Source organism: Microvirga sp. HS2 (assembly GCF_055792805.1).
Genome location: NZ_JBVVAJ010000016.1, coordinates 88,736 through 114,549, shown reverse-complemented (window position 1 = coordinate 114,549; position 25,814 = coordinate 88,736). Strand labels below are relative to the sequence as shown.

Here is a 25,814-nt window from a genome sequence, read left to right as displayed (position 1 = left end):
TCTCCGCATCGTCCGCGACAATGCAGGATCCACTGAAACCCCGGTCGACATCTATTCCTCCTCTGCCAAGGAGGGGTCAGTTCTTCGTTTCGTCAGGGGGTCAGTTTCTCAGTTCGGCCGACACGCGGATCACGGCGACCAGCGTCGAAGTCTTCTGGCGCGGCAAGCGCGTGGCCTCGCATGTGCGCTCCCATCGTCCGCATCGGCCGACCACGGTGGCCGAGCACATGCCGAGTTCGCATCGGCGCTACCGCGACTGGACGCATGAGCGCATCCGCCGCGAGGCGGGCAAGGTCGGAGCCGACACTGCCACCTTGATCGATGTCATCCTGCGCTCCCGGCCGCATCCCGAGCAGGGCTTTCGCTCGGCGATCGGCATTCTCGGCTTGGTCAAGCGCTATGGGGCCGAGCGGGTCGATGCGGCCTGCGCGCAGGCTCTGGCGATCAACACCCGGTCCTACACCTCGGTTGCCGCCATTCTGAAGAGCGGCACGCACAAGGCCTCCCAGCCGGCGCAGGACGCGCCGGTTCTCGTCCACGCCAATATCCGCGGCCCCGGCTACTACCACTGATCAGGAGATCCTCATGCTGCTTCATCCCACTGTCGAACGCCTACGGGCCCTGGGCCTGAGCGCCATGGCCGACACGCTGCTCGAGTTGCAGACCAACCCCGACGCGGCTGCGATGCCCCATGCCGACTGGCTCGGCCTTCTCGTCGATCGGGAAGTGACGTTCCGCGACAACCGTCGCCTGGCACGCCGCCTCAGCGCGGCCAAACTGCGCCAGAGCGCCACCGTCGAGAATGTCGACTATCGCACCTCACGCGGTCTCGACCGGGCCCTGTTCCAGGCGCTGGCGACCAGCCAGTGGGTGCGCGATCACAATCACCTGGCGATTGTCGGCCCGACCGGGACGGGGAAGAGCTGGCTCGCCTGCGCGCTCGGCCACAAGGCCTGTCGCGACGGCTTCTCGGTTCTGTATCGCCGGGCGCCGCGCCTGTTTGCCGATCTGGCCCAAGCCCGCGGCGAAGGCCGTCTGGCGCGCCTGATGAGCACCTTGGAGCGGACGGATCTGCTGATCATCGACGACTGGGGCCCGGAGCCGCTCAGCGCCGAGCAGCGCCGGGATCTTCTCGAGATCGTCGATGACCGCTACGACAAGGGTTCGCTGCTGATCACCAGTCAGGTTCCCGTGTCACACTGGCACGATGTGATTGCCGATCCCACTCTCGGCGACGCGATCCTGGATCGCGTCATTCACAATGCGCATCGGATTGAACTCAAGGGCGACAGTCTGCGCCGCCGGGCCGGCGACAGGAGTGTGGCATGATCCGATCGAGCTTTGATCGCCGGCGCCGGGCTTGACCCAACGCCTGTTTCCAGACCACCTTACAACTGCCAGCGGTACTGACCGCTTCATTGCCGCTCAGCGGACCGCCAGGTCAACGCTGACGGTGATCACGATCACCAGAACGAGTGATCATGATCGTGTGGAACCACTGATCACCATCCCTGGAATGCGCAGCCAGATCGTGGTCTTCCATGTTCCCGGTGACATTCCCGACCTGCAAAGCCTGCACCTGAAGGTGCTGGACAACAGCCTCGCCACTCTGACCCCGTGCACGGTCGGGTTCATCCAGCATGAGGACCTGCGCCGCCTCTGCGACCGCTACCCCCGCATCACCGCCGCCCTCTGGCGCGAGACCCTGGTGGACGCCTCGATCTTCCGGGAGTGGCTGCTCAACGTCGGCCGACGCGAAGCCTCTGGCCGAATGGCCCACCTTCTCTGCGAGTTCCTCGTGCGGCTGAAGGTGGTGGGCCTGGTGCAGGACCACACCTTCGACCTGCCGATCACACAGGGGGAACTGGCGGACATGACGGGCATCAGCACTGTCCACGTCAACCGGGTTCTTCAGGACCTGCGCGCGAAGGACCTGATCAGAACCAAGGGTAGTCAGGTGAACATTCCCGATTGGGAGAAGTTGAAGGAGGCAGCAGATTTCGATCCGCTCTACCTTCACCTTGTCCAAGACGGGGTAGCATGAACTTGACCCTTCAGCCTGTGCGAGTGGCTACCGGCTTCGAGGAGGAAGGCGTGCTGGTGTTCGACGGGCAACAGCGGCTCGTGGCCGTGATGGTCCACCTCTCGGACCGGAACGAGGTCGCTCCAGGGCAATGGTTTCTGGAGGCGGACTTTGGCCCCTTGAGCAGCGTCAGCCATCCAGCCTTTGCCAATCTCGACGCGGCGCAGGATTGGATCTGCCAGCGCCTTGCCCATGCAGCCTGGGTCAGCTCAGCGGTCCCATGAGTCGACTGATCGGATAACCAAAGCCAGAGTGTTCGTCTATCGCGGCAGGGTTCGTGGGTAGGTCTCGGGCAGCAGGCGTTCGTAGACCATCCGGATCCTGCCATAGCATTCGCATGTCTTCGCTTCGAGCCCGGTTCGGTTGGCAATGATGATCTCACCGCGGCTTTGCCGGATCAGCCCCGTCGCCTGAAGCGTTCCGACTGCTGCACTCACTGTCGAACGCTGCACCCCCAGCATTCCGCTCAGGAACTCGTGCGTGAGCGGCAGCGTGTCCTGATCCAGCCGATCGTGCATGTTGAGGATCCACCGGCAGCAGCGGGCCTGGACCGAGTGGACCGCATTGCATGTGATCGTTTGGAATGTCTGGGTGAGCAGCACTTCCCCGTAGCGCAGAACCATGCGCCTCAGGTTCGGACGGACTTTCCCCGCTTCGTTCAGGCGTTCGACCGGAATGCGCGAGGCCGTACCGGGCACCTGCACGACATAGCGCCCAAACGCCTGGTGTGTGACCATCCCGCTGAGCAGGCCCAATCCCCCTTCGTGCCCGAACACCGCAACCTCGACGGTGCCGCCGTCCTCCAACTCGTTCACCAGTGAGACAATGGCATCGTGGGGGAAATAGGCCCATCGAACCATTGCGCCGGTATCGTAGATCACCTGTCTGCGCTTCAGCTCGACGGTTTCGAGGTCAGGTGCAAGCAGTCCGAAGTCTTCTGGCTCCAGGGCAGCGAGAAGCCGGTTCGTACGATGTGTGAAAGGTTCGATTCCGGTCATGGCCGACCACCTCACCCGATCACGTCACCCCTGGCTTCATGAGCGAGAACAGCAGGATGTCTTTGCCGGCCTCGTTGACGACCTTCAGTTCGTAGCGGCTCAAGAACCCCGGCATGGCGGGCCCTACCTTGACCAACCCACCCCCGCTGCGGGCATGTTGGCGGGCTGCCTCGTCGTTCTCGAAGGCATGGCCCACCATGTCATGGGCGATAATGTGCGAGCCTTGGCAGAGGTGAAAGTAATAGTGGGGCATGCTGCCTCCCTCCGGTGTTCGGCGGGAGCGCACGGATCTCTCAGTTGCCGGATGCCCAGGATGGTCGATCGGCAATATGATCCAACGCCTCATGAAGACTTTCGTTCGAAAGCGTACAAATTTCCGCGTGGGGGTGACGGAAGAAGCCGAAGAAACGAGGCGGGTGGACACCATGGCCAGCTATGGTCCAGTGTCAAGGCAGTAATCCTCATCGAACCGCGCGTCGTGGCATCGTAGGGAAGCGCGGTTCCCGTCCCACACCGGACTTCTACGCAGTGCGCTCTACCTTGCCTGATGACCAGCGGCTGCTGATCAGAACCTCGCGCTGATGCCAAGGATCGGCCCGTGCTGGATGGCGTCGAACTCGTAGCGCTGCCGGCCTTCGCCCTGGGCATAGTCAACGGAGAGCGCCCGGTAGCCGATCACGCCGGAGAAGGCGATGCCGTGATAGGTCCCGAACTCGAAGCCGTAGCCGCCGATGGCCTGCCAGGAGAAGTCGCTTCCGAGACCGAACCCGCCGATGTCACCGCGCAGGAACAGCTCGTGTCCCGGCGCCATGGCATAGCGCACCCGCGCGCCGATGACCGGGTCGAGCCAGTCAACGGAGCCCGAACGCGCGATCGCGCGGCTTCCGGCGAGTTCCAGGTCGCCCGTATCGACGGTGCCGGTGACGTCCAACGAGAGGTCCGCCTCCTGATACCAGTAGCGGGCGCCGCCGAGCACGTCGAAGGCCAGTGGGCCGGAGCGCAGGACCTCATAGGCGGCCCCGACCTCGACGATGGCCATCTGAAAATCCAGGCTGGTGGTGGTGCCCAGCGTCCCCGTCACGCCCGGCGCCAGCGAGCGCGACCGAATGTTGCTGCCTTCCACGCCGATCTTGGTCCAGACCAGGTCATTGTAGAGGGCGAGCGGGCCGTTGCGTGCCTCGAAGGCACCCATCAGCGCGACAAGGCTGTCGCTCTTCTCGACGATGTCGATGAAGCTCGCGTCGATCTTGGCGGAGCGACCGCGCACGGTCTGGGTGCCCTTGATGGACGTCAGCCAGCCGTACGGCGTGACGCGATAGGTCCAGCCCATGGGCGCCGTAGCCGGCTCCTCAGCGACGGGGCGGGGCGGCGCGATGTCGGCCGCGAGCCCTGCACCGCCTGACACTGAAAGAGCGTAAAGGGACATCAGGAGACACCGGATCGAGCGACGCGACATGAAGAGTTCTCCTTCTGCGGGAACTGGAGGGTGGGGCCGGTCGAAGCCAGGATGGCGCATGTCCGTGCACCCCATCAAGAGCTTGTCGGTTTTGGGACCGGCTGTTTCAGCCCCGTCCCCTTCGATCTCGAGCCGCCGACCGCGCGCCGGCATCATGGGGCCATTCATTGCGGCGTGTACCAGATCGGCGAGGTGTAGGCGCGCTCCGTGACGGTCATGGGCGTCCCCGGCAGGGGCTGCACCCCGAACCGCTTCGCGTCGTAGGCGGTCCAGCGCGGTGTCGGGATCTCGATCACGCGACCGTAGTAGAAGGCGGGCTGGCTCGGGTCGAAGTCCGGATCTGTCCAGACCGTCGCCAGCTCCGGTGCTCCGATCGTGTTCGTCCAGGTCGCATTCGCCACGTCGACGGTATCGCCGACCAGAGGCAGCTTGCCGTCCGCCCCGGGCTTGCGCCGCTCGGCATCGGCCCAGGCGACGTCGTAGACCTTCTCTTCGGGCCTGCCGTCCTTGGTCAGCCAGCCCTTCACGATCTGGTAGCGGTCGAGGTTCGCGCCGAGCGGATCCTTCAGCGCCGCCACCAGGAAGGTCGGCGGCTTACCCTGCGGCGCGGCCCGCAGCTCGCCGCCCATCGGCACGCCCTTGGTGTAGCCGGTCTGAGCGGGCAGGCGGCTGTTCGCGTCCTGCGGGACGAAGTCCCAGCCGCCGAAGAACCGCACGAGCATGCGCGGCCCGGTCGTGGCATAGGTCTCCCGGCGCTGCATCGCGTCCCACAGCGCCTCACGGGTGTTCTCCCGCGCCCACACGGCGGCATAGCCCGAGGCGGAGACCTGCCAGTCCATGATCTTGATGCCGGTCTTCGGGTTGTCCATGAAGGTGGCGTGCAGGCGCTCCGGGCTGGGCTCCCCGGGCGTGGTCTTGCCGAAGAAGTTGTCCTCCTCCAGCGCAGAAAGGGCCGTATGGGCGTCGCTGCTGCCGACGAGACCGAACTTGTAGGGGTTCACGCCGAGCATCTGCCCGAGCTTGAGGCCGTTCTTGAGCGCCGAGCGGGCATATTCGAACTCCAGCATCTCCTTGGTTTTCGCGACGCTGGCGTCGAGATTGCCGAAATCCCAGCGCTCGAAGTTGGCGAACTCGTCGTTCGGCGACAGGAACGGATGCGTCTCGCCGTCGCCCTTGGTCTGCGTGGCTTCGTAGAGGCGTTCCCATCGCATCCGCGTCTCGGCATACTCGCGGTCGAGCTTCTGGCCGAACGCCTCGACGGTCGGAAACATCAGGCCGTTTGAGAGATTGCCGTTGTGGGCGATCGCCAGGACGCTGCCGCCGGTCTTGTTCTGGTAGGTGTCCATCCATTTCCAGAGCTCCGCCGGATTGTCGCTCCCCAGCGGCGGCGTGGTCGTGAACGGCTCGACCTGGCTCGCCTTGTCGCCGCCATCGCGGAAGATGACGTTGCGATGCAGGTTGTTGCCGGCCGTGGTCGAGGTCCACTCGTACCCGATGAAGGCCGTGAAGCGGCCCGGATCGTTGGCCTCCTCGGCGGCCTTGATCGTCTCCTGCCAGGCGCCGCGATAGGCGCGCGTGCCGGGGGCGTAGATGAGATCCTTGGGGTACGTTCCCTGAGTGAACGAGAAGATGATGTCGATGGCGGCCTCGGCGCCGCGGCCCGACTGGATCATGTCGTACCAGCGCCGGCCCGTCGGATCGGCCAGCACCTCGGGCTTGCCGCCCAGCAGGTCTGGAAAGAAACCCATGTTGTCGGAATGATCGGCCACCACGAGGAAGTCAAGCGGGCGGGAGAGCTTGGCCGGCTGGCCGGATGAGGCGGTGACCTGCTCGCCCTTGGCGAAGCGGTAGGCGTCGCGCGGTCCGAGACGCGCTCCGAACGCTCCGGCATCGAAGGAGAACGAGGTGTGCAGATGCGTGTCGCCGAAGAACGGCCGCGTGGGGAAGTCGCGGTTCGCATAGGGCGAATACGGCGGCTTCGGCAGCGCCTTCTCGATTTGCTCCTTGGAAGGGGCACCGGCGTCCTGGGCTCCCGCCGCTGAGATGAGGCCGAGCGCCATCAGACTGCCCAGAACTGAACGCTCGAACGTCACTCTCGCCATGTCTTCCTCCCGTCACTCGACCGATCCGGCTCGGTCGCCCACATCAGCGCAGGCACCATCCGGTCAGAAAGCAGCTACGCGCTGGATCACCCAGAACATCGCCATGCTCCCGATGGCATATGGCGGTACCATCTCCGTCCAGGCGGGCCACGCCACCCGGATGCGGGTCGCCGCCGTTGCGAGGGTCAGCACGCCCGCGACGAACAGCAACTGGCCCGCCTCGACGCCGAGATTGAAGAACAGGAGCGCCACCGGGATTTGCCCCTCGGGCAGTCCGACCGCGCTCAGCGCCCCGGCAAAGCCAAAGCCGTGCAGCAATCCGAACGTGAAGGCGACGATCCACGGCATGCGCGCAGCCAGTCCGATCTTTCCCTCACGCTTGCGCAGGATCTCAGCCGCCACGAAGACGATGCTTAAGGCGATCACCGCCTCGACGGGCCCGGGCGGCACGTGGACGATCCCGAGCGTCGCCAGTGCGAGCGTGATGCTGTGCGCCACCGTGAAGGCCGTCACCGTCTTCACTAGCCGCCATGTTCCTCTCGTGAGCAGCAGCAAGGCCAGCACGAACAGCAAGTGATCGACTCCCGTGAGGATGTGCTCGACACCGAGCACGAAGTAGGTGCCCGCCACGCTCCAGGCGGTTGGGTAGACTGGGATGAGGGCGCTTGGTTGCCGAGGAGTGAGGCGCTCGACCCACATGCTGCCGTCAGTGAAGGCAATGCGCACGAGCACATCCGTGAGCGTGCTCTCCAACCCCTTGATGCGCAGGGTCTGCCCGCGCAGGCCGTCCGCCCGCAGGCGCCAGGTCTGCACGACCGCATCGCCCGTACGACGGGCCGCAACCGGGGCCAGGATATCGGCAGGGCCCGAGAAGACAGGGTCTAGCGTCAGGCGCAGTTCGCCTATCATCGGCGTCTTCCACATTACGCTGAACTCGCCGGGCCGATCCTCGCTCAGGCCGAGATAGGCAGGCCGTACCTCATGCGCTCGCCCCGTGACCGGCGACAGGAACGCCGCCAGGGCGGCGAGGATCGGAAGCCATCTCACGGCCGGATCTCCACCTGACTGGCGAGAGGACCCACGAACGGACGCACGGCCTCGTCGACGGTGACCCGATACTTTTGCATCAGTCCCTGGAGAAGCTGTGCCTGGGCCGCCTCCTGCCGCTCGCGGCGCCACTCCTCCGCAAGCCGCCCGCGGACCTCGGCAAAGGGACGCGCTTCGGGTGGTGACACTGCGGTGACCTTCACCAGGTGCAGTCCGTAGCTGGACTCGACAGGTCCCGACCAGCGCCCGACCGGAAGCTCGAGGACGGTCCGCGCGAACGCGGGGCCGAACAGGTTGCCGAGCGCCTGCTCGTCCTGATCTGCGAAGGTCTCGCCGAGCAGGATGCTGTCTCCCTGCTCCTCCGGGACCGCGGATCCCTCGGACAGTGCGGCGAGGGTGGTGCGGGCGCGGTCGTCGCCATTCTCACGGCGGAAGAACACTTGGGTGAACGACACACGCGGCAGGGTGCGGAGGAGATCCGGACGGGCCTCGTAAAGAGCGTGCAGCTCGGCCTCCGGCGGATCGGCCACCTGAATGGTGTCGTCGAGGAGAAAGGCCATCTTCTGCGCCAGCCGGCGGCGGATGACGGTGTCGCCGGCATCGAGCTCCAACGCCTTCGCCTCGCGGGCGAGCACCTCCTCGCGGATGTGGTCCGCGACGAGACGCGTGAGCTCCTCGCCCGTGGGCGGGCGCCGCCACTGGCGCGTCCACATCTCCTTCAGCCATTCGGCCTCGGCCCCGGTGATCCTGACGGCTGAGGCCGATGGGGCCTTGTCCTCGCTTGGGGAGACGGCGGCGTGGGCGGCGAACAGCAGTCCGCCGAGGACAAGAAAATGCAGCAGCGGTTCCTTGAGCAGCCTCATGCAGCAGCCTCGTGGCTTCCCTCTCGGTTGCCATGTGTGGCCCGAATTGTGGGCCTTTGCTTGACCGTTTCGGACCTCGGCTTGGCAATTACGGATACCAGCGGTACGCTATGCTCTGTCCGAACCGCTCGCGCCGGCCTACGCGCTCTCGGCACCTGCGACGTCATTCCCGTCAATCCTGACCGGAGGACCGAGGCATGGAACTTCCTTAAGTCTCTTCTTGGCACTCCTGAGACGTAAGCTCGAAGGCCGCAATTCTCACCAGACCAGACCTTCCGAAGGCGCAAGGAATCTCGGTTCGTGACCCGAAGGCGACCTTGGCAGTCCGAAATAGCGCCTGAGGTTCTCTATCAGAAGAGTATGGGCTGACCGTCCCAAGCGAAGAATTGCCCGGTGTGCGCCACCGTCAGGGCATTCGCGACAGCCAGCAGCCGCTGGGCAGAGGACTCGGGCGAGAACACCTTGTTGACGTCGATGCCGGCCTGAAATGGAAGGCTGAGAGCGGTATTCACCGTTCCAGGGTGAAGGGCGACGCAGACCGCTTCCGGTCTTTGGCGGCCGAGTTCAATCGCAAAGGTTCGCACAAACTGGTTCAGGGCCGCCTTCGACGCTCGGTAGCCATACCAGCCTCCAAGCCGGTTATCGCCGATGCTGCCGACGCGTGCAGAGAGGACGGCAAAGACGCTTTTGCCCGTTTTCGGCACAAGCGGAAGCATGTGTTTGCCCACAAGGGCCGGTCCGATCGCATTGATGCGGAAGCTCCGGAGAAGATGCTCCGGATCGAGGGTACGATAGGTCTTCTCCGGCTGGAGGGCGATATCGTGGAGCAGTCCTGTTGCCACAAGGATGAAGCGCAGGGGAGCGCCTTCAGCAAGCTGCTCGGCTGCCGCGGCTATGGTTGCCTCTCTCTCGATGTCGATCCGTCCCTCCCGCACACCCGCCAGGCCCCGGCCCACTCCCGAGCGGGAAAGCGCATGAACGGTGTCGAACCCGTCGGATGCGAGAAGGTCTGTGACGGCGGATCCGATGCCGCCGGACGCGCCGACAACAACAGCCCGGGCCGGTCGCTTGAGACTGCTCAGGATCCAAGAGTTTGAGGCGTCGGGCGGCATCGCAGTTTCCCGTTCTTGCGGCATGGGCTTGTCGTCGAATGATCTGCACGCCGACAGCATAGCGAATCGGGCCAGGATGGCACTGGGCCCCGGAAGAAGTCTGGAGCACCGGGCAGGGCGCTCCAGACCGCAGAATTAGTTGTTTGGCGGAAGGATCACAGCGTCGATGACATGGATGACGCCATTCGAAGCCGCGATATTTGCCTGCGTGACGTGGGCGTCGTTGACCATGACGCCCGAGCCCGTCGTGCTCACGTTCAGCGTCTTGCCGTTCACTGTCTTTGCCTCCTGGAGCTTGGCGACGTCAGCCGCCATCACCCGTCCCGGGACGACGTGGTAAGTCAGGATGGCTGTGAGCTTGTCCTTGTTCTCGGGCTTCAGCAGGTTCTCGACCGTTCCGGCAGGCAGCTTTGCGAAGGCCGCATCGGTAGGGGCGAAAACCGTGAAGGGGCCTGAACCCTTGAGCGTGGAGACGAGACCCGCTTCATTCAATGCAGTCGCAAGAGTCTTGAACTGACCGGCTGCGGCCGCCGTCTCGACGATGTCCTGATCGGCGGCACGGGCACTTGCGCCGCCGGCGACGATGCCGAAAGCGGCAACAGCCGCGATTGCCAGATTCCTGATTTCGATTTTCATCGTTCATGCTCCTTGGACGGGTTGTCTCGGTCGCCCCTCGGCGACCGTGGAGAGCCATGGTCCTGGCCCTGGCTATGAATTGAGATGAAAATGGATTTTCATGCCATTCAATTTATCGTGACATGAACATCGTTTTTCATTATAGTCAAAAGATCGATGTCTGAGTTGCTTCAGGCGAAAACGGAGACGCGAAATGCTATCGGAGACGCTGGCTGCCGGGCTGGGGCAATACGAGATCGGCTACAAGATTCGAGCTCTGCGCCAGAGCAAAAAGCTCAGTCTGGTGCAACTCGGGGAGCACACGAGCCTCTCGCCAGCCATGCTCTCCAAGATCGAGCGCGGGCAGCTCATTCCAACGTTGCCGACCCTGCTGCGCATTGCCCTGGTGCTCGGCGTTGGGCTCGACCACTTCTTCGTCGAATCGCCCGAGCGGCCCAAGGTCGCGGTGGTCCGGAAGTCAGAACGGTTGCGCCTCCCGGAGCGCCCGGGGGAAGATGTGCCGTCCTACTTCTTCGAGAGCCTCGACTTCCCCGTCACCGACCGCAAGCTGCAAGCCTTCTATGCGGAGTTTCCAGCCTCGTCGAAGGCGTCTGAGCTTCACCAGCATAGTGGCGCGGAACTGATCTACGTGCTCACAGGACGGCTCGCCCTCAAAATCGCCGACAGCGATTTCGTCCTGAACGAAGGCGATGCGATCTATTTCGACCCGGGCGTGCCGCACAGCTACCGGTGCACGGATCCCGCTCCCTGCTCAGCCATCGTGGTGACGGCACCGTGAGGATCAGACCTCCGGGCTTAGGCTGCAAGAAGGCTCCCCCTCTGATGCGGTGAACGACTGCTTCTGGCACAAAGCTGAAGAAGCGCTTTGGTCTACTCGCCCCGCCTAAGCAGACATTCCTGAAGGGCAGGGGATCTTCGGAATGGAGCAAACCAAACCATCCTTCGCCTGACAGGGGATCACACTGTGACGAGCAGGGGCAATCACCGTGTGCCTCGTGTGAGGCGCCTCGCGCAGGGCATAGTATCTTGGAGCAAGCACTCCCTTGCTAAGACTTCGCTATTTGAATCCTTCTGATAGGCATTTAGCAATGGTTCCCGCAGATCTGGGCAGGTTCGAATGCAAATACGTCCTCCTTCACATGGAGCTCTCTAAAAACCGGAGTCGAGGACGAACAACGGCTTAGGCGTGTGTGGGGAGCGAGTGTATCGGACCTCCGCTACCAAAATCCCTCATCGAAACGTCTGATGCCGCGAGCCGATTGTGGGTCTATGCCGGCTCTGTGTCGATCCCTGCTTCGGCGAGGTCCTTGAAGCCGCCGATATTGAACACGGCGGTATAGCCCATGTCCTGAAGGGTTTTTCCTGCCAGCGCGGACCGGCCACCGGAGGCGCAATGCAGAAAAATTGGTCTTTCCTTCTGAAAGGCTGGGTCGTGATAGGGACTTTCCGGGTCGGCGCGAAATTCCAGCATGCCGCGCGAGACGTTCAGGGCGCCTTTGAGTCTTCCTGTCTGCTGAACCTCAGTCGGATCACGAACGTCCAAAACGAGCGCATGGCCGGATTGAATTTTCTCCTTAGCCTCGGTCGGTGACAATTTGGGAACAGTCGCATTCGCTTCCGACAGTAATTCCTTGACTGTTTTTGGCATGGCGCCCTCTCACATGTAGGCCTGAACGGTGGAAGGCTCTTCCCTGTGCGCTCGTTCGTCAAGAGGAGCAAGCGGGTAGGGGTTCAGAGGCAACTGAGCGCGTTTCCGCGCGCCGCAGACGATCTCACCCATCATGGTGCAACAGTCGAGCGACATCGAGCTCCCATATTCGTGATGCTGGTCCGGGGCGCTCGCGAGCGATGAACCAGCCTTGGATCTCACTCGGGCGCATCCATTAGTCTGGACATGGCTTCGGGGCGAGGACGAGTCAGAATTTGAACGCGTCTCCCATCCGGAAACTCGATCGTGCGAAGAGTCATGACCTCAAGGCCGGCGTCGATTCCTTCTCGAACCTTGTCTGCACGTGAGGGCCCGGAGGTTCTATCGGCAACATTGCGAGATCGGACCGGTGGCTCGCTCCTCACGGCCGTACGGGTCTGTTGCTTACGAGTCTTGCTCTCATTCGCCGTTTTGCGCGGTTGAGGCTTCGAGTCAGCTCTATTTTCGTCCGTTGAAGAATAGGTCGGGCCGCTTCGTTCCAGCGCTTGCTTCTTGTTCACCACGTCTCCCTTCGCTGCAGCATTGATCTCCGTCAGCGGCGAAGGCGGTTGAGAGGTGGCAGGCTTCGGCGCGCTTGCAGCAGGGGAGGAAGCGCTTGAGGGAGGGGGGCCTGCCTCGGGAGGCGGATCAACCCAGGCACGTGGCGCTTGCGCATGGCCCGTCGACGCGAGGGCAAACAGCCCAAAGGCCAAGCTTGCATTACCAATCCATTGCAACCGTATTGCCATAATCGCCTCCTCTCAGATCAGGAAACGCTTGGCTGGCCCAGCCTGGTTCCATGGTCCATGCCGCATCGAAGCAACTTACCGTGAGATGAGAAGATATGGCCAAGGCTTGTCTGCTCGGCCCCGGCTCTGAAAACGCAGCCGTCATGCCTCTTGCTGCGGATTGAGGGCCATATCGCCGAAGGGGACGCGGTTCACCGTCAAACAATATGGCAAGCATCGAAGGGGCCGATTCCGCGCAAGGGAACGAGCGAGGAGCGGACTTCACCCGGTCAGGTCAGCCCAATATGATTATCCGACATAGGCTCCCTACTGGACGATATGTCTGGAGAGATGCAAGCCAGCGGCCGGATCCTGTCGAGCCGAGCTTTTAACGCAAAAGGGCAGCTCCCACCATCGGGAGCCGCCCCGCTGTCTGAAGGGTTAGATAACGATGAAGTCGGCGTAGGTGACGGCCTTGTTGACGCCGATATTAGCAAACGTCACATGGCCTCCAGATTTGTTCCCGTTCGAGTCGTACCAAACGTCGCCGGTCGTCTTGTTATAGCCGATATAGTCGTTCGCATCCTTGGCGGAGGACCCGAAGATGAAGGACGCCGAGCTGAGAACGCCTGTACTCTTGAGCGATTTGAAGATTGCGTTCTCGAGCTTGATCGTATCGTAGCGCGGACTGAAATCGACGATCCGGTCCTTGTTCGAACTGCTGTAGAGAGCCGTATTGAAAACGAAAACGTCGTATCCCGTTCCTCCATAGAGCGCGTCGTTTCCTGCTCCGCCATTCAGGACGTCATTGCCATCCATGCCCTTGATGATATTGTTCGCCGTGTTCCCAGCCAGCGAATTGTTGAGCTGGTTGCCGGTCAAATTAATCGCCGAACTACCATAAGCGGTCATATTCTCGACATAAGCGGATAACGTGTAGCTTACCCTCGTTACAATCCTGTCCGCTGTGCCCCCTGTCGAAGTCTCCACCACGACATCGTTCTTATCGTCTACATAATAGGTGTCGTTCCCTTTGCCTCCCTGCATGCGGTCGGCGCCGGCGCCTCCATTGAGAATATTGTTGGAGGATGTCCCGATCAGAATGTTGGACAGTTCATTGCCGGTTCCGCGGAGAGCGCTCCCCGTCAAAGTAAGCCGCTCGATGTTCGCTGCCAGGACATAGTTGATGCTGCTGTAGACGGTATCAATTCCGCTATTGGTCGCTTCGATGACGAGATCGCCTGCATGATCGACATAGTAAATGTCGTTCCCGATGCCGCCGTCCATGGAATCTGCGCCTGCGCCTCCATTGAGCGTATCGTGACCGGAGCCACCTATGAGCGTATTGGCAGCTGTATTGCCAGTGATCCGGTTATTGAGATCGTTTCCTTTGAGGGCTAGCTGTCCTGTCCCGCGGGCCGTCAGATGTTCGACGTTATCGGAGAGCGTGTAATTGACGGAGGTAATAACGTGATCGTTATCGCCGCCACCCGCGGCTTCGATTGCGAGATCGCCCGTATCGTCAACATAGTACGTATCATCTCCAAGGCCGCCCTCCATCCGATCTTCACCGGCAAGGCCATCGAGGATGTTGTTCATCACGTTCCCGATCAGGTTATTGCCTGATGCAGAATTGCCCTTCGCGACGATCGCTTTGCCCGTCAGAACGAGCTTTTCGACGGCTGTCGGGAGCGCATAATCCACGCTGCTATACACTGTGTCGATGCCACCCAGGCCATTATTGACCTTTTCGATGATCACATCCGTTACGCTATCAATATAATAGGTGTCGTCGCCATCTCCGCCGTCGAGCGTATCTGCGCCGCCGCCGCCATTCAGCGTGTCATCGCCTCCACCGGCCTTGATCACGTTGCTTGCAGCGTTCCCTGTGATCTTGTTGTTCAACGCGTTACCATAGCCGTTGATCGCCTTCAGTCCTGTGAGCGTGAGATGCTCCACATTATCGGGCAGGGTATAAGTGATGGACGACTTGACGTGGTCATCCGTTCCCTCATTTGCCTGTTCGACCACGACGTCTCCAGAGTGATTGACGATATAAGTATCGTTGCCGGCAAGGCCGTGCATGATGTCTGCGCCTGTGGTGCCGGCCATCAAATCGTCGCCGGAGGTTCCCTCTCGAATGGCACCTGGAACGGAAATGTCCCCTACATCCATTCCGGTGATCTTGTTGCCGCTGACCGTCGTACCGGTCGGTCCTCCATCGGTGTTGCTGATCTCCTCGCGGATGCCATAGCGCGCGTTGATCGCGCCGTTGGAGTAGATCGTGTTGTCCAGAATATGCGTGTTGGCCGAGTAGTAAGTGAGTTTGGTAACCGCATCGTCGAAGCGCGAGCGGATCTGGATCTCGTCATAGGTATGATCGGCTTCCTGGGAGTTGTTAAAGATGAAGCTGTCTCGGATGAGCGTATCGGTAGAGCCCTCTACCCGGATGCCTTGGCGAAGGTTTCCGTAGATCATCGCGCCAATGATCGACACATCGTCCGAGAGTTTGACCAGAATACCTTCTTTGGCATTGCCGTAGTACTCGCCGCCGAGGACCTGGATGTTCGTCACCCAAGGGATCGTCGTGTAGCCGCTTGGGAGAATGTCGCCCCGCTGGATGGTGAGGCCGGCTGATCCGTTGTCATAGGCCTTGTTGTTCTCCAGAATGAGATTACTCGTTGCGTTCTGAATATTGAATCCATGACGGTCATTATCGTAAGAGACGTTGTTCCTGTAGGTCCCTCCTGCCACAAAGTCGGCGACGAACCCATCGAGACCGTTTCCATGAGAGACGCAGTTCTCAAGCGTAACATTTGTCGTGACTTCGTGTGGATTGAATCCATAGGCCGTACAATTCCGAACCTCGACAGCAGATAAAGTGATATCGGACTGAACTTTGTTTTCTTCTGCCTTCGCGCCGCAAATGAATCCGGCCTGATGATCGGTGTTGTTGGCACGGTTTCCATCGATTGTCAGATTTGACACAGATACGTTTGAAACGTCTGTCAATGCCGTACGGACGATTCCGTTGATTCGGGCATTGAAACCGTCATCGAGCTTGATGACGGTCTGGCCCATGCCATCGCCTACCAGCGAGACGCCCGAGAGCAGCTCTACGCCACCTTTGGAGGGGTTCGCGGGATCGCCGGTTACTGCATATGTGCCTGCCGAAAGCTTAACGGTAACCTGTCCGCCGCCAGGATTCTTCATGTACTCGGCATTAGCGGCTTTGATGGCTGCATCGATTGCAGCCATGTCCGTCTTCGAGTTTCCTGACGGAGGGGCGACGTTGATGATTGTTGCCATTTTATGGATTTCCTTGGTGGAGAACCCTCATATAGCAAGGCATATTTTTCTATCGATTGCGCCTAGGGGGTAGCGCGTTGGAACAAGCGGATATCGAGAACTGGACTCGCATCGATCAAGTTCGACCCAAAAACGATCACTCCGATAGATCTGAAATCACCGCTATTCGCCATCCACTACTCATTAAGGTGGTCATCCTGCATGTCCGCGCGAGACCGGCCTCACGATGACGGAGCCAACCTCTACATATCGGAACTATACGATTCCTGTCTTAGGATCATTGCATTACGACGTAGCGACGCGTGCCGAAAGGCAGGCAATGACGATCGACAAGTTGACTGTCGTGGGTGTTTTGGAGGTCTTTGGAGTTAAACTCGGATCTTCCTGAGAGTAGTGTAAAGCGTAACCCCTCGGGAGTATCTCTCCAGCCGAAATAGTGACGAGAAAAAGCAGGCTTGGGGAGTATCTATTGGGTTGTGCCGGCGCCGCCGATTGAATGCGCCATGATCTCCTATTCCATCGGGAACAGCCTAATGCAAATCAGTGTCTTTGGAATTGGCTATGTTGGAGCCGTCTCGGCCGCATGTCTGGCCAACGACGGTCACAATGTCATCGCGGTTGATCCGAACCCGCAGAAGGTCGAGCCCTTGAATGCAGGCATCAGCCCGATCGTCGAGCCGGGTCTCGACGAGTTGATTCAGGGTGGAATTCGTTCCAGGCGGCTCAGTGCCACGAATGATGTACGCGAGGCGATTCAGGGATCAGACCTGTCGTTCGTCTGCGTTGGAACGCCATCGCGCTCAAACGGCTCTCTGGATACAGGCTACGTTACGGCTGCAGCCGAGCAGATCGGCGCCGCAATCCGCGAGAAGAACTCTTTTCACTCCATCGTAATGCGCTCGACCATCCTGCCGGGCACGATGGAGAGCATCGTCCTTCCTGCTCTGGAGCGCACGTCCGGCCGGCAGGCGGGAGTAGGATTCGGCGTAGCCTATTATCCTGAATTCCTACGAGAGAGCACGGCTATTGCGGACTATTACGATCCAGGCGCGATCATCTTCGGCAGGCACGACCAGGCCACCATCGATAGGCTGCTGGACCTTCACAAGGCCTTCAAGGTCGAGCCGCGGATTGTATCGGTTCGTACGGCAGAGGCCGTGAAGTACACCAACAACGCATGGCATGCCTTGAAGATCAGCTTCGCCAACGAGATTGGCAATATCTGCAAGGCTGCAGGAATTGATGGACACGCCGTGATGGATGTCCTCTGTTCTGATACCCGCCTCAACATCTCGAAAGCTTATCTCAAGCCAGGGTTTGCATTCGGCGGATCGTGCCTGCCGAAGGACCTCAGAGCTTTGCGCTTTGCCGCGCGTAAGCTCGAAGTTCCAACGCCTGTCCTCGATGCGACCATGGAAGCGAATGAGGAGCAATTACGGCGTGCCTACGCGATGGTTTCTGCGACCGGAAAGCGCCGCATCGGCATCATCGGATTGAGCTTCAAACCGGAGACAGATGACCTGCGCGAGAGTCCACTGGTGGAGCTCGCCGAACGCCTATTCGGGCGTGGCTACGACATACGCATTTATGATCCGAACATTCAGGTCTCGAAGCTGACAGGAGCCAATCTCAACTTCGTACGCTCTCACCTGCCGCACCTGACGTCCCTGCTTACGGCAAATATCGACGAAGTCATCGAGCATGCAGAGGTGTTCGTGCTCGGAAATCGTGCCGAGGCGCAGCGTCTGATGCGAAACGTGGACGATGGTCGTCCGCTCATTGATCTCGTGCGTATTGACCAGACAAGGTGTTCCGGTGATTTTTATCAGGGAATCTGCTGGTAACTCCAGCAGTGTCAGACTTTCCGAGTCCGTAGGGGCACACCTGCTTTATGTCGCCGCCGTGGCCGCATTCGCGGCCGTGCTGCCGGCGGAAGCCTATCGGATGATCGGTGGCGGATTCATCGGGACGTTCGGCATTCTGGCGATCTGGCGCTACGGGTGGGGGTTGCTCCATTTCGCCAGGGCTCTGATGTACAGGCTGAAGGTATTCCCGCGCATGAGAGCATCGGCCGATGTCCTCATCGCGCGGGAGACTCCCAACGCTTACCTGCTCGTGACGACGTTCCGCATCGATAGTGCTATCACGACGAGAGTCTATAAGGCCGCCTTTGAAGCGGCCATGACGGCTCCGGGCAAGGCGACGATCGTTGCATCGATCGTCGAAGCTGCGGATGAAAGATTGGTCAAAGCTCTTTTCCGAACCTTTTGTTCGAACCAGGACAAAGTGGACTTAGTTGTCGTCCGGATCGCCGGAACGGGGAAGCGCGATGCGCTTGCCTACGGGTTCAGGGCAATCGCCCGCCGATGCCCAGCCAAGGACGACGTCGTGGCGGTCATCGACGGTGACAGCATCATTCCTCGCGACCTCGTCAGGAAATGTGCCGGCTTCTTCCTGCAGGATCCGCAGATCGGTGCACTGACGACGGACGAGATCAGCGAGGTTCGCGGCAGCCGCATTTTCCAGGAGTGGTATGCCCTGCGCTTTGCTCAGCGTCATACGCTCATGTCGTCCATGGGGCTCGCCGAGCGTGTTCTGACACTAACGGGGCGTATGGCGATGTTTCGCGCAAGCATCATCTGCAATCCGGATTTCATCCGGCAGGTCGAACTGGACTACATCGATCACTGGAGGCTCGGCCGGTTCAAGTTTCTGACGGGCGACGACAAGTCGAGCTGGTTCTGGCTTCTGCGCAACGGATACAAAATGGCATACGTGCCGGATGTCGTCGTGTTGACCGTGGAGGATCCTCCATCCGACAACTTCGTGTCCGCGGCCGCGATGCTCATGGTGCGCTGGTTCGGAAACATGCTGCGGACCAACTCCCGAGCGGTTGCTCTCGGGCCGAAGCGCATTGGATTGTTCACCTGGTGGGCCATTCTGGACCAGCGTATCTCGATGTGGACGTCTCTGGTCGGATTCTCCGTGGCCCTAATCGCGACGCTGTTCATCGATGGCTATGCGTTCCTGCTCTACGCTTTGTGGATCCTAACGTCGCGATACATTCAAACCCTGTCTCTCCTGGCATCACGTTCAAGAGTATCTGTCTTCTATCCCTTCCTTCTCTACTTCAACCAGATCTTCGGATCGCTCATGAAGGTCCATATCACGTTCCGGCTGGACCGCCAGAAGTGGACACGACAGAAGACCACGGGGGGTAAACGGGATGCGAGACCTCCCTTGATCGCCAGCAGCTTCATGTCTGCCTACATGCATACTCTTTCACTCGCAGTCTTTCTGGCCATCTTGGCGTGGAGCATTGATGTTCTGCCGACGCCTCGCGGCCTGCTGATCTTTCCGTAAGCGGTGTATTCCAGATGGAGAAACGACCAATGTCGACGATCACGCATGAAGCTGAGGTTCAACGCCAGCATCCGCGTTATCGCCTGCCCATGAAATGCCTCCACAATGGCGCACCGGTTCCCGTGGTCGATCTTTCCGTCGGCGGCATCGGGTTGAAGATCGGCGCCTTCGACGCAAAGCCCGGACATGTCGCGGATATCATCCTGGTGTTCCCCTTCAGCGGATACGAGTTGACGCTGCCGATGCGAGCTGAAGTCCGCTACGTGAATAGGGAACATGGCCGGGTAGGGATGAGATTTGTGGACGTCTCCCCGCGCCAGGGCAATCTTCTGCGCTATATCTTGAACGCCTACCTCTCCGGTGATGTGGTCGAAGCCGGAGATCTGCTGGACGTCGTATCGCGCCGAAACGAAGGCAAGACCCGAGAGGTTCCGCCGCGCCAAAAGCCGGTAGGAGCCATCGCGCACGCCGCGCAACACGGGCGCAGCATTGCCGGGTATGGCGCCATTATCGCAGCAACCGTCCTGCTCGTCGGTTTCATCGGATCCGGCGTGTTTCAGCGGCTATACATCATCCCGGCGCAATCGGCGATGATCACCGCCGATCTTGTCACGGTTCCTTCTCCATCGAACGGGCAGGTGACGTTTATTGCGCCTGGAAGCGAAGTTCAGGCGGGTGAGCCGCTTCTGACGATCCAGGGGCCGCAAGGCACCAGTAGCATCGTCATCGACAGTCCGTGCGATTGCTTCGTGCAGGCGCGCTATAGCCGTACGTCGAACTTCGTCCGTGAGGGGGCGTCGGTCCTTGTCCTGCGCGATAAGACAAGCTCGCCGTATATTACCGCCAGCATCCCGCAGAGTGATGCTCTACGCTTCTATCGCGGTGCTCAGGCCATCATCGAGTATGCCGACGGCACGCGCGTTCGAGATGTTCCGACTGAGCCGATGCCGACTTTCTCGGCGGATGACGCTGCGACCGATCACTTTCTCGTCAAACTCGCACCAGGTCGAACGCTGGACGAGAGCGCAATCGGGCAGCCGGTTTCCGTCGTCTTCGATACTTTCTCCGGATCACGGATCGGAGCGGTGACTCAGAAGATCAGCGCCAGCCTGAATTGGCTCGGCACGCAGACGGCTTCGCTTATTGGCGAGAGCGGAGAGGGGAGAAGCACAAGGCAGACTGGACAAAAACCTGAAACTTATAACGGCGAACGAGTCGCGAAGCTTAAGTAATGACAGTTTCGTTGCTGGGGAATGCTGGGTTCGACGTGTCGAGATATGGAGGTAAACAATGAATAATATCATTCCTGTGCTGATGTGCGGAGGTTCCGGAACGCGTTTATGGCCAGTATCTCGCGCGAGCGAGCCCAAGCAGTTTCACGCGTTATCCGGACAGAGAAGCCTTTTCCAGCAGACGGTCCAGCGCTTCTGCACTGATCTTTATGCGGAACCCCTCGTCATTGTGAACAATAGCCATCGTGACCTTGCGCTTCGTGAGATTGGCGAACTGCAGGCAGGCCCGGTCCGCCTGCTCGTTGAACCCAGCGTACGCAGCACCGCGCCTGCGATCGCTGCCGCTGCGGCTTTGATCGCGGAACAGGATCCTGATCGCCTGATGCTTGTAGCTCCAAGCGATCATCTGATCGAGCAGGCGGAGGTTTTTTCCAATGCGGTGAGCCAAGCGGCGCAGGCCGCGCATCAGGGTCAGATCGTCCTATTCGGTATTCGGCCGACGCATGCCGAGACTGGATTCGGCTATATCGAGATTGGAGAGCAATTCGACGAGGTAACCTTCAAGGTGGCGGGATTCGTCGAAAAGCCCAAGCGCAACGTAGCTGAATTGCTGTTCTCGGGTGGGGATCACCTGTGGAACAGCGGCATCTTCATGTTCACCGCGCGCACCATCATGGACGAACTCGAGCGCTATGCACCGGATGTTCTGGCCTGTGCTCGGCGCGCCGTCAGCACGGCTCACCGCAGCAACGATACCATCCGCCTGTCCGCAGAGTTCGACAGCGCTCCGGTTATCTCCATCGACTACGCCGTCATGGAGAAAAGCGAACGGCTCGTCTGCATGCCTGTTTCGCCAAATTGGCGCGATCTCGGTTCGTGGTCCGCACTTTGGGATGCGGGCCAGAAGGACGACAACGGAAACGTCGCTCAGGGTGACACCGTTCTTCGAGACGTGCGCAACAGTTATGTCCATGGGAACTCTCGCCTTGTGGCCGTCATGGGTGTCGAGAAGATCGTCGTTGTCGATACGGCGGACGCAGTGCTCATCGGTTCCCTCGATCAGGCGCAGAACGTGGGGCGTATCGCGAGTGAACTGGCATCGGCAAAGCGGCCTGAAGCCAACCTCCACCGCAAAGTTCGCAGACCTTGGGGATCTTATGAGTGCTTGAGAGTTGGCGATTGCTTCCAGGTCAAGCACATCATCGTCGATGTCGAAGGGCGTCTATCACTTCAATATCATCATCATCGTTCAGAGCATTGGACCGTCGTGTCCGGAACCGCTCGTGTGACGGTCGGTGATAATGTTCTGCTCATGACGGCGAACGAGTCCATCTACATCCCGAAGGGCGATGTTCATCGCCTCGAGAATATCGGGGACACTGAGTTGCACCTGATCGAGGTTCAGTGCGGCACCTATCTCGGGGAGGACGATATCGTGCGCCTGGAGGATCAGTATGATCGTATCATTACGATCTGATCGTCGAAGTCGCCTGCAGTGGGTCGCCGTCATAGGGATCTCACTGCTCCTGAGCTCAGGGAGCTGGGCTCAGGAGACAGGCGAAGTCGGGCGCCTTGCAGAGGAGGCGCGTCAGGCGCTCCTCTCTGCAGAGCAGGGGGCACCTTCCAAGCAGAAAGCCGCCTTCTATCAGACTGCTCTAGAGCGCCTTCTGCTTCTCGAAAAGTTTGGTGCACAGGGAACCTCCGGACCGTCTGAATTGCGGGATGGAGCGCGTGTGGAACTCAACCGCCTCGCCGATGACGGACTGACCCACGACATGCTGGGGGCCATGCTGCTGCAAGCCCTTCTGGTCGATCTCCGTGCGGGACAATCCCCGTCGGACAGAGCAGAACTCGGGGTCACGCTTCACCAGGTTGCCAGTGGGCAAAGGGCACCGGAGTATCGTGCGGCCGCATTCATTGAAATGGGACATGCGTACAGCAAAATCGGCGCGCAGGACCGTGCGCTGCGATACGCGACGCTTGCGCTCGACGCGGCAAAGTCCATCCCGGGGGCGGGCGAGCAGTCGGGAGCTTATAACGCGGTTTCCCGGCTCGCCGCTCGCCTCGGAACAACCGGCCTAGCCCTTGCGGAGCGCGCCGTAGCCCTCATCCCGCGTCCTCAGGACCGTGCGTATGCTCAACAGGATCTCGCCCGTGCCAAGCTCAAGGGAACAGCCTGGCAGAATGCCACGAAGGAGCAGTTGACTGCAGAAGCCCGTCGGCTCCTTGAGTCCGGCGATATAGAGGGTAGCCTGGAACTGGCGCTGGCACTGTCTGGCGGGAGCGAGAGGGAGAAGCTGCTGACGGACCTTCTGTCGGCAGCTCTCGAGCACAAGCGCTTCGAAACTGCTGTTGCGGTGGCGCAGGGTTTCGACGGTGCGGGGGAGCAGCAGAAAGCACTTGCATCCGTCGTAAAGGCGCTGGCAGAGAGCGGCGTTCCGCTGCAATCCGCGAACATTCTCCAAGCCATGCAGCACGGACCTGCAAGGATAACAGCTCATCTGACCGTTGGGGCTGCACTCGCACGGGTCGGGTATGGCGCGATGGCCGATCAGCTCTTCGCGGAGGCGCTGAAGGGGGCACGGGCGGCAGATCAGGCCGCGCAGGTCGTGATCTGGCCGGAGGTCGTACGCGCGCTCACCCAAGCTGGAAGGCTCAACGAGGCGCTGGAGTATGCTGCGCGGCTTGAACCTGGCTCGGATGCATCGTCGTCTCTCGGCGATCTCGCAAAACGCCTGGCAGACAGCGACCGGATTTCGGATGCGACCGCTCTGCTGCCTCGCATCGAGGAGCAGGATGATCGCTCCCATGCTCTCAGCGGAATTGGGCGTGCGAGGGCCGAGGCCGGGGATGTCGCCGGCGCCGTGCAGATCAGCACGGAACTGACTGATGCTGAGGATGTCGGCCGCATTCTCTCTTCCATTGTGAAGGCCCATTCGCAGTCCGGAAAGTTCAATGAAGCCTCAGCGCTGGCGGGTCGGATCGCGGACAAGCAATTTCAAGTCGAGGCCTGGGTCGAGATTGCTCGTCAGGCCGGCAGGAGAAAGGAGAACGCGACAGGCGCAAAAGCCATGGACGAAGCCATTCGGCTTGCAGAGGCCCAGGAGAAGAGCGATCGCGACAAAGCCTATTACACAGTTGTGAAGTCGCTCGCGGAACTTGGCAATAGAGCGCGCGCAACCGAGTTGAAGCAGCACATTATCGACGACGGCTTCCGAAGCCGGGCTGAGGAGGCGCTTGCAAAGGCTGCCGCCAAGCAAGCCATAGAGCAGAAGAAGCGCAGCAGCCTGCCCGACGTGGTTCTGAAGCGTGTCTTGAGCCAGCGGATGGGCGACGAGGATAAGCAAGAGGTCGCTCTTGAACTCGTTGGAGTGTCAAACGGCATTGCACCCGCTTCTGATCTCGTTCGCACAATATCGGACGATCGGACCCGCAATACCGCATTCCGGCGCCTTGCCGAGGCCCAAATGGCAGCTCTGTCCGAGCCCATCGACGAAAAGGCGGGAGAGCCCGCCGACAGCGTCGAGGCACTTCCTCAGGATACTGCCGAGGAGGGTGAGCTTGGAAGGGAGCGTCGGACCAGAAAAGGGCTGGTCATGGCCTCTGTCGAGAACGAGCTAACGACGAGCATCCGTCAGCCGCTTCCGCAGCGTTTCGCTCGTGCTTCCGATATCCGCGCCGCGGTTCCATGGCCGTCGGGAGCTGTGGCCGGTATCACTTTCGCAAACTATAATCTTTACATCTCCAAGTTCCTCGATGAGGGGCCGAGTGGCGACACCCGCCTTGAGCAGGCCGTGCGCTACCAGGGGATTCCGAATCCGCGCATCATCGTCGTCCAGTCCGGCACCACAACATTGGGAATGCTCGCGCGGCAGTTCCGGGGAACCCGGGACGAGAATCTGATCGCCATGGAGGGCGATGTTCTTACGTTGCGTGTTCCGGTGTTCGTGGCGCCTGGCGCCCGCCTCGTCCTTTCCCGGATGGATGTTCCCGTCTACCGATTCAGCGCCGATGCAGGCGCATTCATCGCCAGTGCCGGTGACCTCGATGTCACCGATGCCGATATCGTCGGCTATGACGAGAACGCGAAGGGTCCTGCCTGGTCGGACAGGAGCCTGACTCACCGGTTTCGTCCATTCCTTCTGTGCTGGGGCGATGGGCGCATGAACGTTGCGGGATCGCTGCTGACGGCACTCGGTTATGAAAATTCGAAGTCGTTCGGCTTGTCCTATTCGTCCGGCCCGATCCGGGTCTCGGAGTTGCGCGATCAGGCACACGCAACCGGATTCGTTGTCGACAACGTCTTCCGCAACTCGCATTTTGGGTTCTATTCCTATGAAGCCGAGAGCGTCCATATTATCGGAAACGAATACATCGACAACGTCATCTACGGCCTCGATCCTCATGATCGAACCCGCAAGCTGACGATCGCGCTCAACGCCACTTATGGCACGAAGGTCAAACACGGGATTATCATCTCCCGCGAGGTCGACGAGAGCGTCATCGTCGGAAATCTCACCTTCGACAATGTCGGTTCCGGCATCATGCTGGACCGGGACAGCTCCAACAACATCGTGCATGCCAATAGCGCCTTCAATAATCAGCAGGACGGCATCACTCTGTTCGAGAGCTCATGCAATCTGATGACCGCCAATCATCTTCTCGCCAATAAGCGCGACGGGCTGAAGGTCAGAAACAGCTTCGACATCGGAATATACGGGAACCGGATCGAGACGAACGGCGGCGCCGGCGTCAATGCCTATGTGGCTAACCTGCTCGAGACGAAGAGCGGCGAGACGCGTGACTTCAAGATGGATCCATACGATCCCGTAACGAGCATGTCGCTCCGCAGAAATCTTGTTTCCTCGAATGCCGTCGGCATCAATGCTCAGGGTGTGTCAGGCCTGGCCATGCTGTCGAACAGGTTCGTTAGACAGTCCCGCCGTCTCTTCGGAGGAGATCTGCGGGGACTCGAGGGGCTGGTTCTCCAGTCATCGAACTCAAGCATGCTAATCGCGAGCACCTGCCGTCCCGTGAGGCCGGCTGTCGCCTGCCACCTGCGGGAGCAGGGCTATTTCGAGGGCGGTGCGGATGTCCACATCTTCGATCCTCACGCCAGGAACGATTGCACGTCCGTAGACGGAAGTGTGCAGCAGCGCGCCTTCAGCAACACCTCCCAAGGAACATAAAAGAGCCGG

At 60.5% G+C, this 25,814-nt stretch carries 19 protein-coding genes and 1 pseudogene; 10 read left to right on the top strand and 10 right to left on the bottom strand.

What is annotated here, in order from left to right:
• The 4 genes and pseudogenes from ACS5Q0_RS15445 to ACS5Q0_RS15430 form a co-directional block, all read left to right on the top strand.
• Positions 1-572 (top strand): annotated as a pseudogene (locus ACS5Q0_RS15445) (hypothetical protein); the annotation flags it as partial.
• A 13-nt stretch (positions 573-585) separates the two neighbouring features.
• The gene (gene istB / locus ACS5Q0_RS15440; protein WP_473127537.1) at positions 586-1,329 is read left to right on the top strand and encodes an IS21-like element helper ATPase IstB; all 744 of its coding nucleotides are present in this window, start codon (positions 586-588) and stop codon (positions 1,327-1,329) included.
• Positions 1,330-1,489: 160 nt separating this feature from the next.
• Positions 1,490-2,044 (top strand): Crp/Fnr family transcriptional regulator, encoded by a 555-nt coding sequence (locus ACS5Q0_RS15435; RefSeq protein ID WP_473127536.1) that lies wholly within the window; start codon positions 1,490-1,492, stop codon positions 2,042-2,044.
• Entirely contained in the window at positions 2,041-2,307 is a 267-nt protein-coding gene (locus ACS5Q0_RS15430) for a hypothetical protein (RefSeq protein WP_473127535.1), read from the top strand. Before ACS5Q0_RS15435 ends, ACS5Q0_RS15430 begins: the two co-directional genes overlap by 4 nt.
• Before the next feature lie 36 nt (positions 2,308-2,343).
• On the opposite strand, the gene ACS5Q0_RS15425 is transcribed toward ACS5Q0_RS15430, so the two are convergent.
• The 8 genes from ACS5Q0_RS15425 to ACS5Q0_RS15390 form a co-directional block, all read right to left on the bottom strand.
• Positions 2,344-3,081, bottom strand: a complete 738-nt coding sequence (locus tag ACS5Q0_RS15425; protein ID WP_473127534.1) for a Crp/Fnr family transcriptional regulator — start codon at positions 3,079-3,081, stop codon at positions 2,344-2,346.
• 19 nt (positions 3,082-3,100) lie between these two features.
• On the bottom strand, positions 3,101-3,334 hold the full coding sequence (locus ACS5Q0_RS15420; RefSeq protein WP_473127533.1) for a DUF6894 family protein: 234 nt from the start codon (positions 3,332-3,334) through the stop codon (positions 3,101-3,103).
• Positions 3,335-3,646: 312 nt separating this feature from the next.
• Positions 3,647-4,537: a hypothetical protein gene (locus tag ACS5Q0_RS15415; protein ID WP_473127532.1), complete on the bottom strand. Its 891-nt coding sequence runs from the start codon at positions 4,535-4,537 to the stop codon at positions 3,647-3,649.
• A gap of 164 nt (positions 4,538-4,701) precedes the next feature.
• On the bottom strand, positions 4,702-6,639 hold the full coding sequence (locus tag ACS5Q0_RS15410) for a DUF3604 domain-containing protein (RefSeq protein WP_473127531.1): 1,938 nt from the start codon (positions 6,637-6,639) through the stop codon (positions 4,702-4,704).
• A 63-nt stretch (positions 6,640-6,702) separates the two neighbouring features.
• Positions 6,703-7,686, bottom strand: a complete 984-nt coding sequence (locus tag ACS5Q0_RS15405) for a HupE/UreJ family protein (protein ID WP_473127530.1) — start codon at positions 7,684-7,686, stop codon at positions 6,703-6,705.
• On the bottom strand, positions 7,683-8,549 hold the full coding sequence (locus ACS5Q0_RS15400; RefSeq protein WP_473127529.1) for a peptidyl-prolyl cis-trans isomerase: 867 nt from the start codon (positions 8,547-8,549) through the stop codon (positions 7,683-7,685). Before ACS5Q0_RS15400 ends, ACS5Q0_RS15405 begins: the two co-directional genes overlap by 4 nt.
• A gap of 350 nt (positions 8,550-8,899) precedes the next feature.
• Positions 8,900-9,661 (bottom strand): SDR family NAD(P)-dependent oxidoreductase, encoded by a 762-nt coding sequence (locus ACS5Q0_RS15395; protein ID WP_473127528.1) that lies wholly within the window; start codon positions 9,659-9,661, stop codon positions 8,900-8,902.
• A gap of 135 nt (positions 9,662-9,796) precedes the next feature.
• Positions 9,797-10,297, bottom strand: a complete 501-nt coding sequence (locus ACS5Q0_RS15390) for a fasciclin domain-containing protein (protein ID WP_473127527.1) — start codon at positions 10,295-10,297, stop codon at positions 9,797-9,799.
• A 193-nt stretch (positions 10,298-10,490) separates the two neighbouring features.
• On the opposite strand from ACS5Q0_RS15390, the gene ACS5Q0_RS15385 reads away from it, so the two are divergent.
• A complete protein-coding gene (locus ACS5Q0_RS15385) occupies positions 10,491-11,075 on the top strand; it encodes a helix-turn-helix domain-containing protein (RefSeq protein WP_473127526.1) in 585 nt (194 codons plus the stop codon).
• Positions 11,076-11,564: 489 nt separating this feature from the next.
• Here ACS5Q0_RS15385 and ACS5Q0_RS15380 read toward each other — a convergent pair whose 3' ends face one another.
• Together ACS5Q0_RS15380 and ACS5Q0_RS15375 are read right to left on the bottom strand one after the other, a co-directional pair.
• The gene (locus tag ACS5Q0_RS15380) at positions 11,565-11,945 is read right to left on the bottom strand and encodes a rhodanese-like domain-containing protein (RefSeq protein ID WP_473127525.1); all 381 of its coding nucleotides are present in this window, start codon (positions 11,943-11,945) and stop codon (positions 11,565-11,567) included.
• Between the two features lie 1,208 nt (positions 11,946-13,153).
• On the bottom strand, positions 13,154-16,021 hold the full coding sequence (locus ACS5Q0_RS15375) for a right-handed parallel beta-helix repeat-containing protein (RefSeq protein ID WP_473127524.1): 2,868 nt from the start codon (positions 16,019-16,021) through the stop codon (positions 13,154-13,156).
• Between the two features lie 503 nt (positions 16,022-16,524).
• On the opposite strand from ACS5Q0_RS15375, the gene ACS5Q0_RS15370 reads away from it, so the two are divergent.
• The 5 genes from ACS5Q0_RS15370 (at position 16,525) to ACS5Q0_RS15350 (ending at position 25,805) form a co-directional block, all read left to right on the top strand.
• A complete protein-coding gene (locus ACS5Q0_RS15370) occupies positions 16,525-17,865 on the top strand; it encodes a nucleotide sugar dehydrogenase (RefSeq protein WP_473127523.1) in 1,341 nt (446 codons plus the stop codon).
• 58 nt (positions 17,866-17,923) lie between these two features.
• Positions 17,924-19,384 carry a glycosyltransferase gene (locus tag ACS5Q0_RS15365; RefSeq protein WP_473127522.1) on the top strand — a complete coding sequence of 487 codons (1,461 nt, stop codon included), beginning with the start codon at positions 17,924-17,926 and terminating at the stop codon, positions 19,382-19,384.
• A 29-nt stretch (positions 19,385-19,413) separates the two neighbouring features.
• Complete coding sequence (locus tag ACS5Q0_RS15360; protein ID WP_473127521.1) at positions 19,414-20,616, top strand: PilZ domain-containing protein; 1,203 nt, start codon at positions 19,414-19,416, stop codon at positions 20,614-20,616.
• A 58-nt stretch (positions 20,617-20,674) separates the two neighbouring features.
• On the top strand, positions 20,675-22,093 hold the full coding sequence (locus ACS5Q0_RS15355) for a mannose-1-phosphate guanylyltransferase/mannose-6-phosphate isomerase (protein ID WP_473127520.1): 1,419 nt from the start codon (positions 20,675-20,677) through the stop codon (positions 22,091-22,093).
• A 256-nt stretch (positions 22,094-22,349) separates the two neighbouring features.
• Entirely contained in the window at positions 22,350-25,805 is a 3,456-nt protein-coding gene (locus ACS5Q0_RS15350) for a right-handed parallel beta-helix repeat-containing protein (protein WP_473127519.1), read from the top strand.
• Positions 25,806-25,814 lie beyond the last annotated feature (9 nt).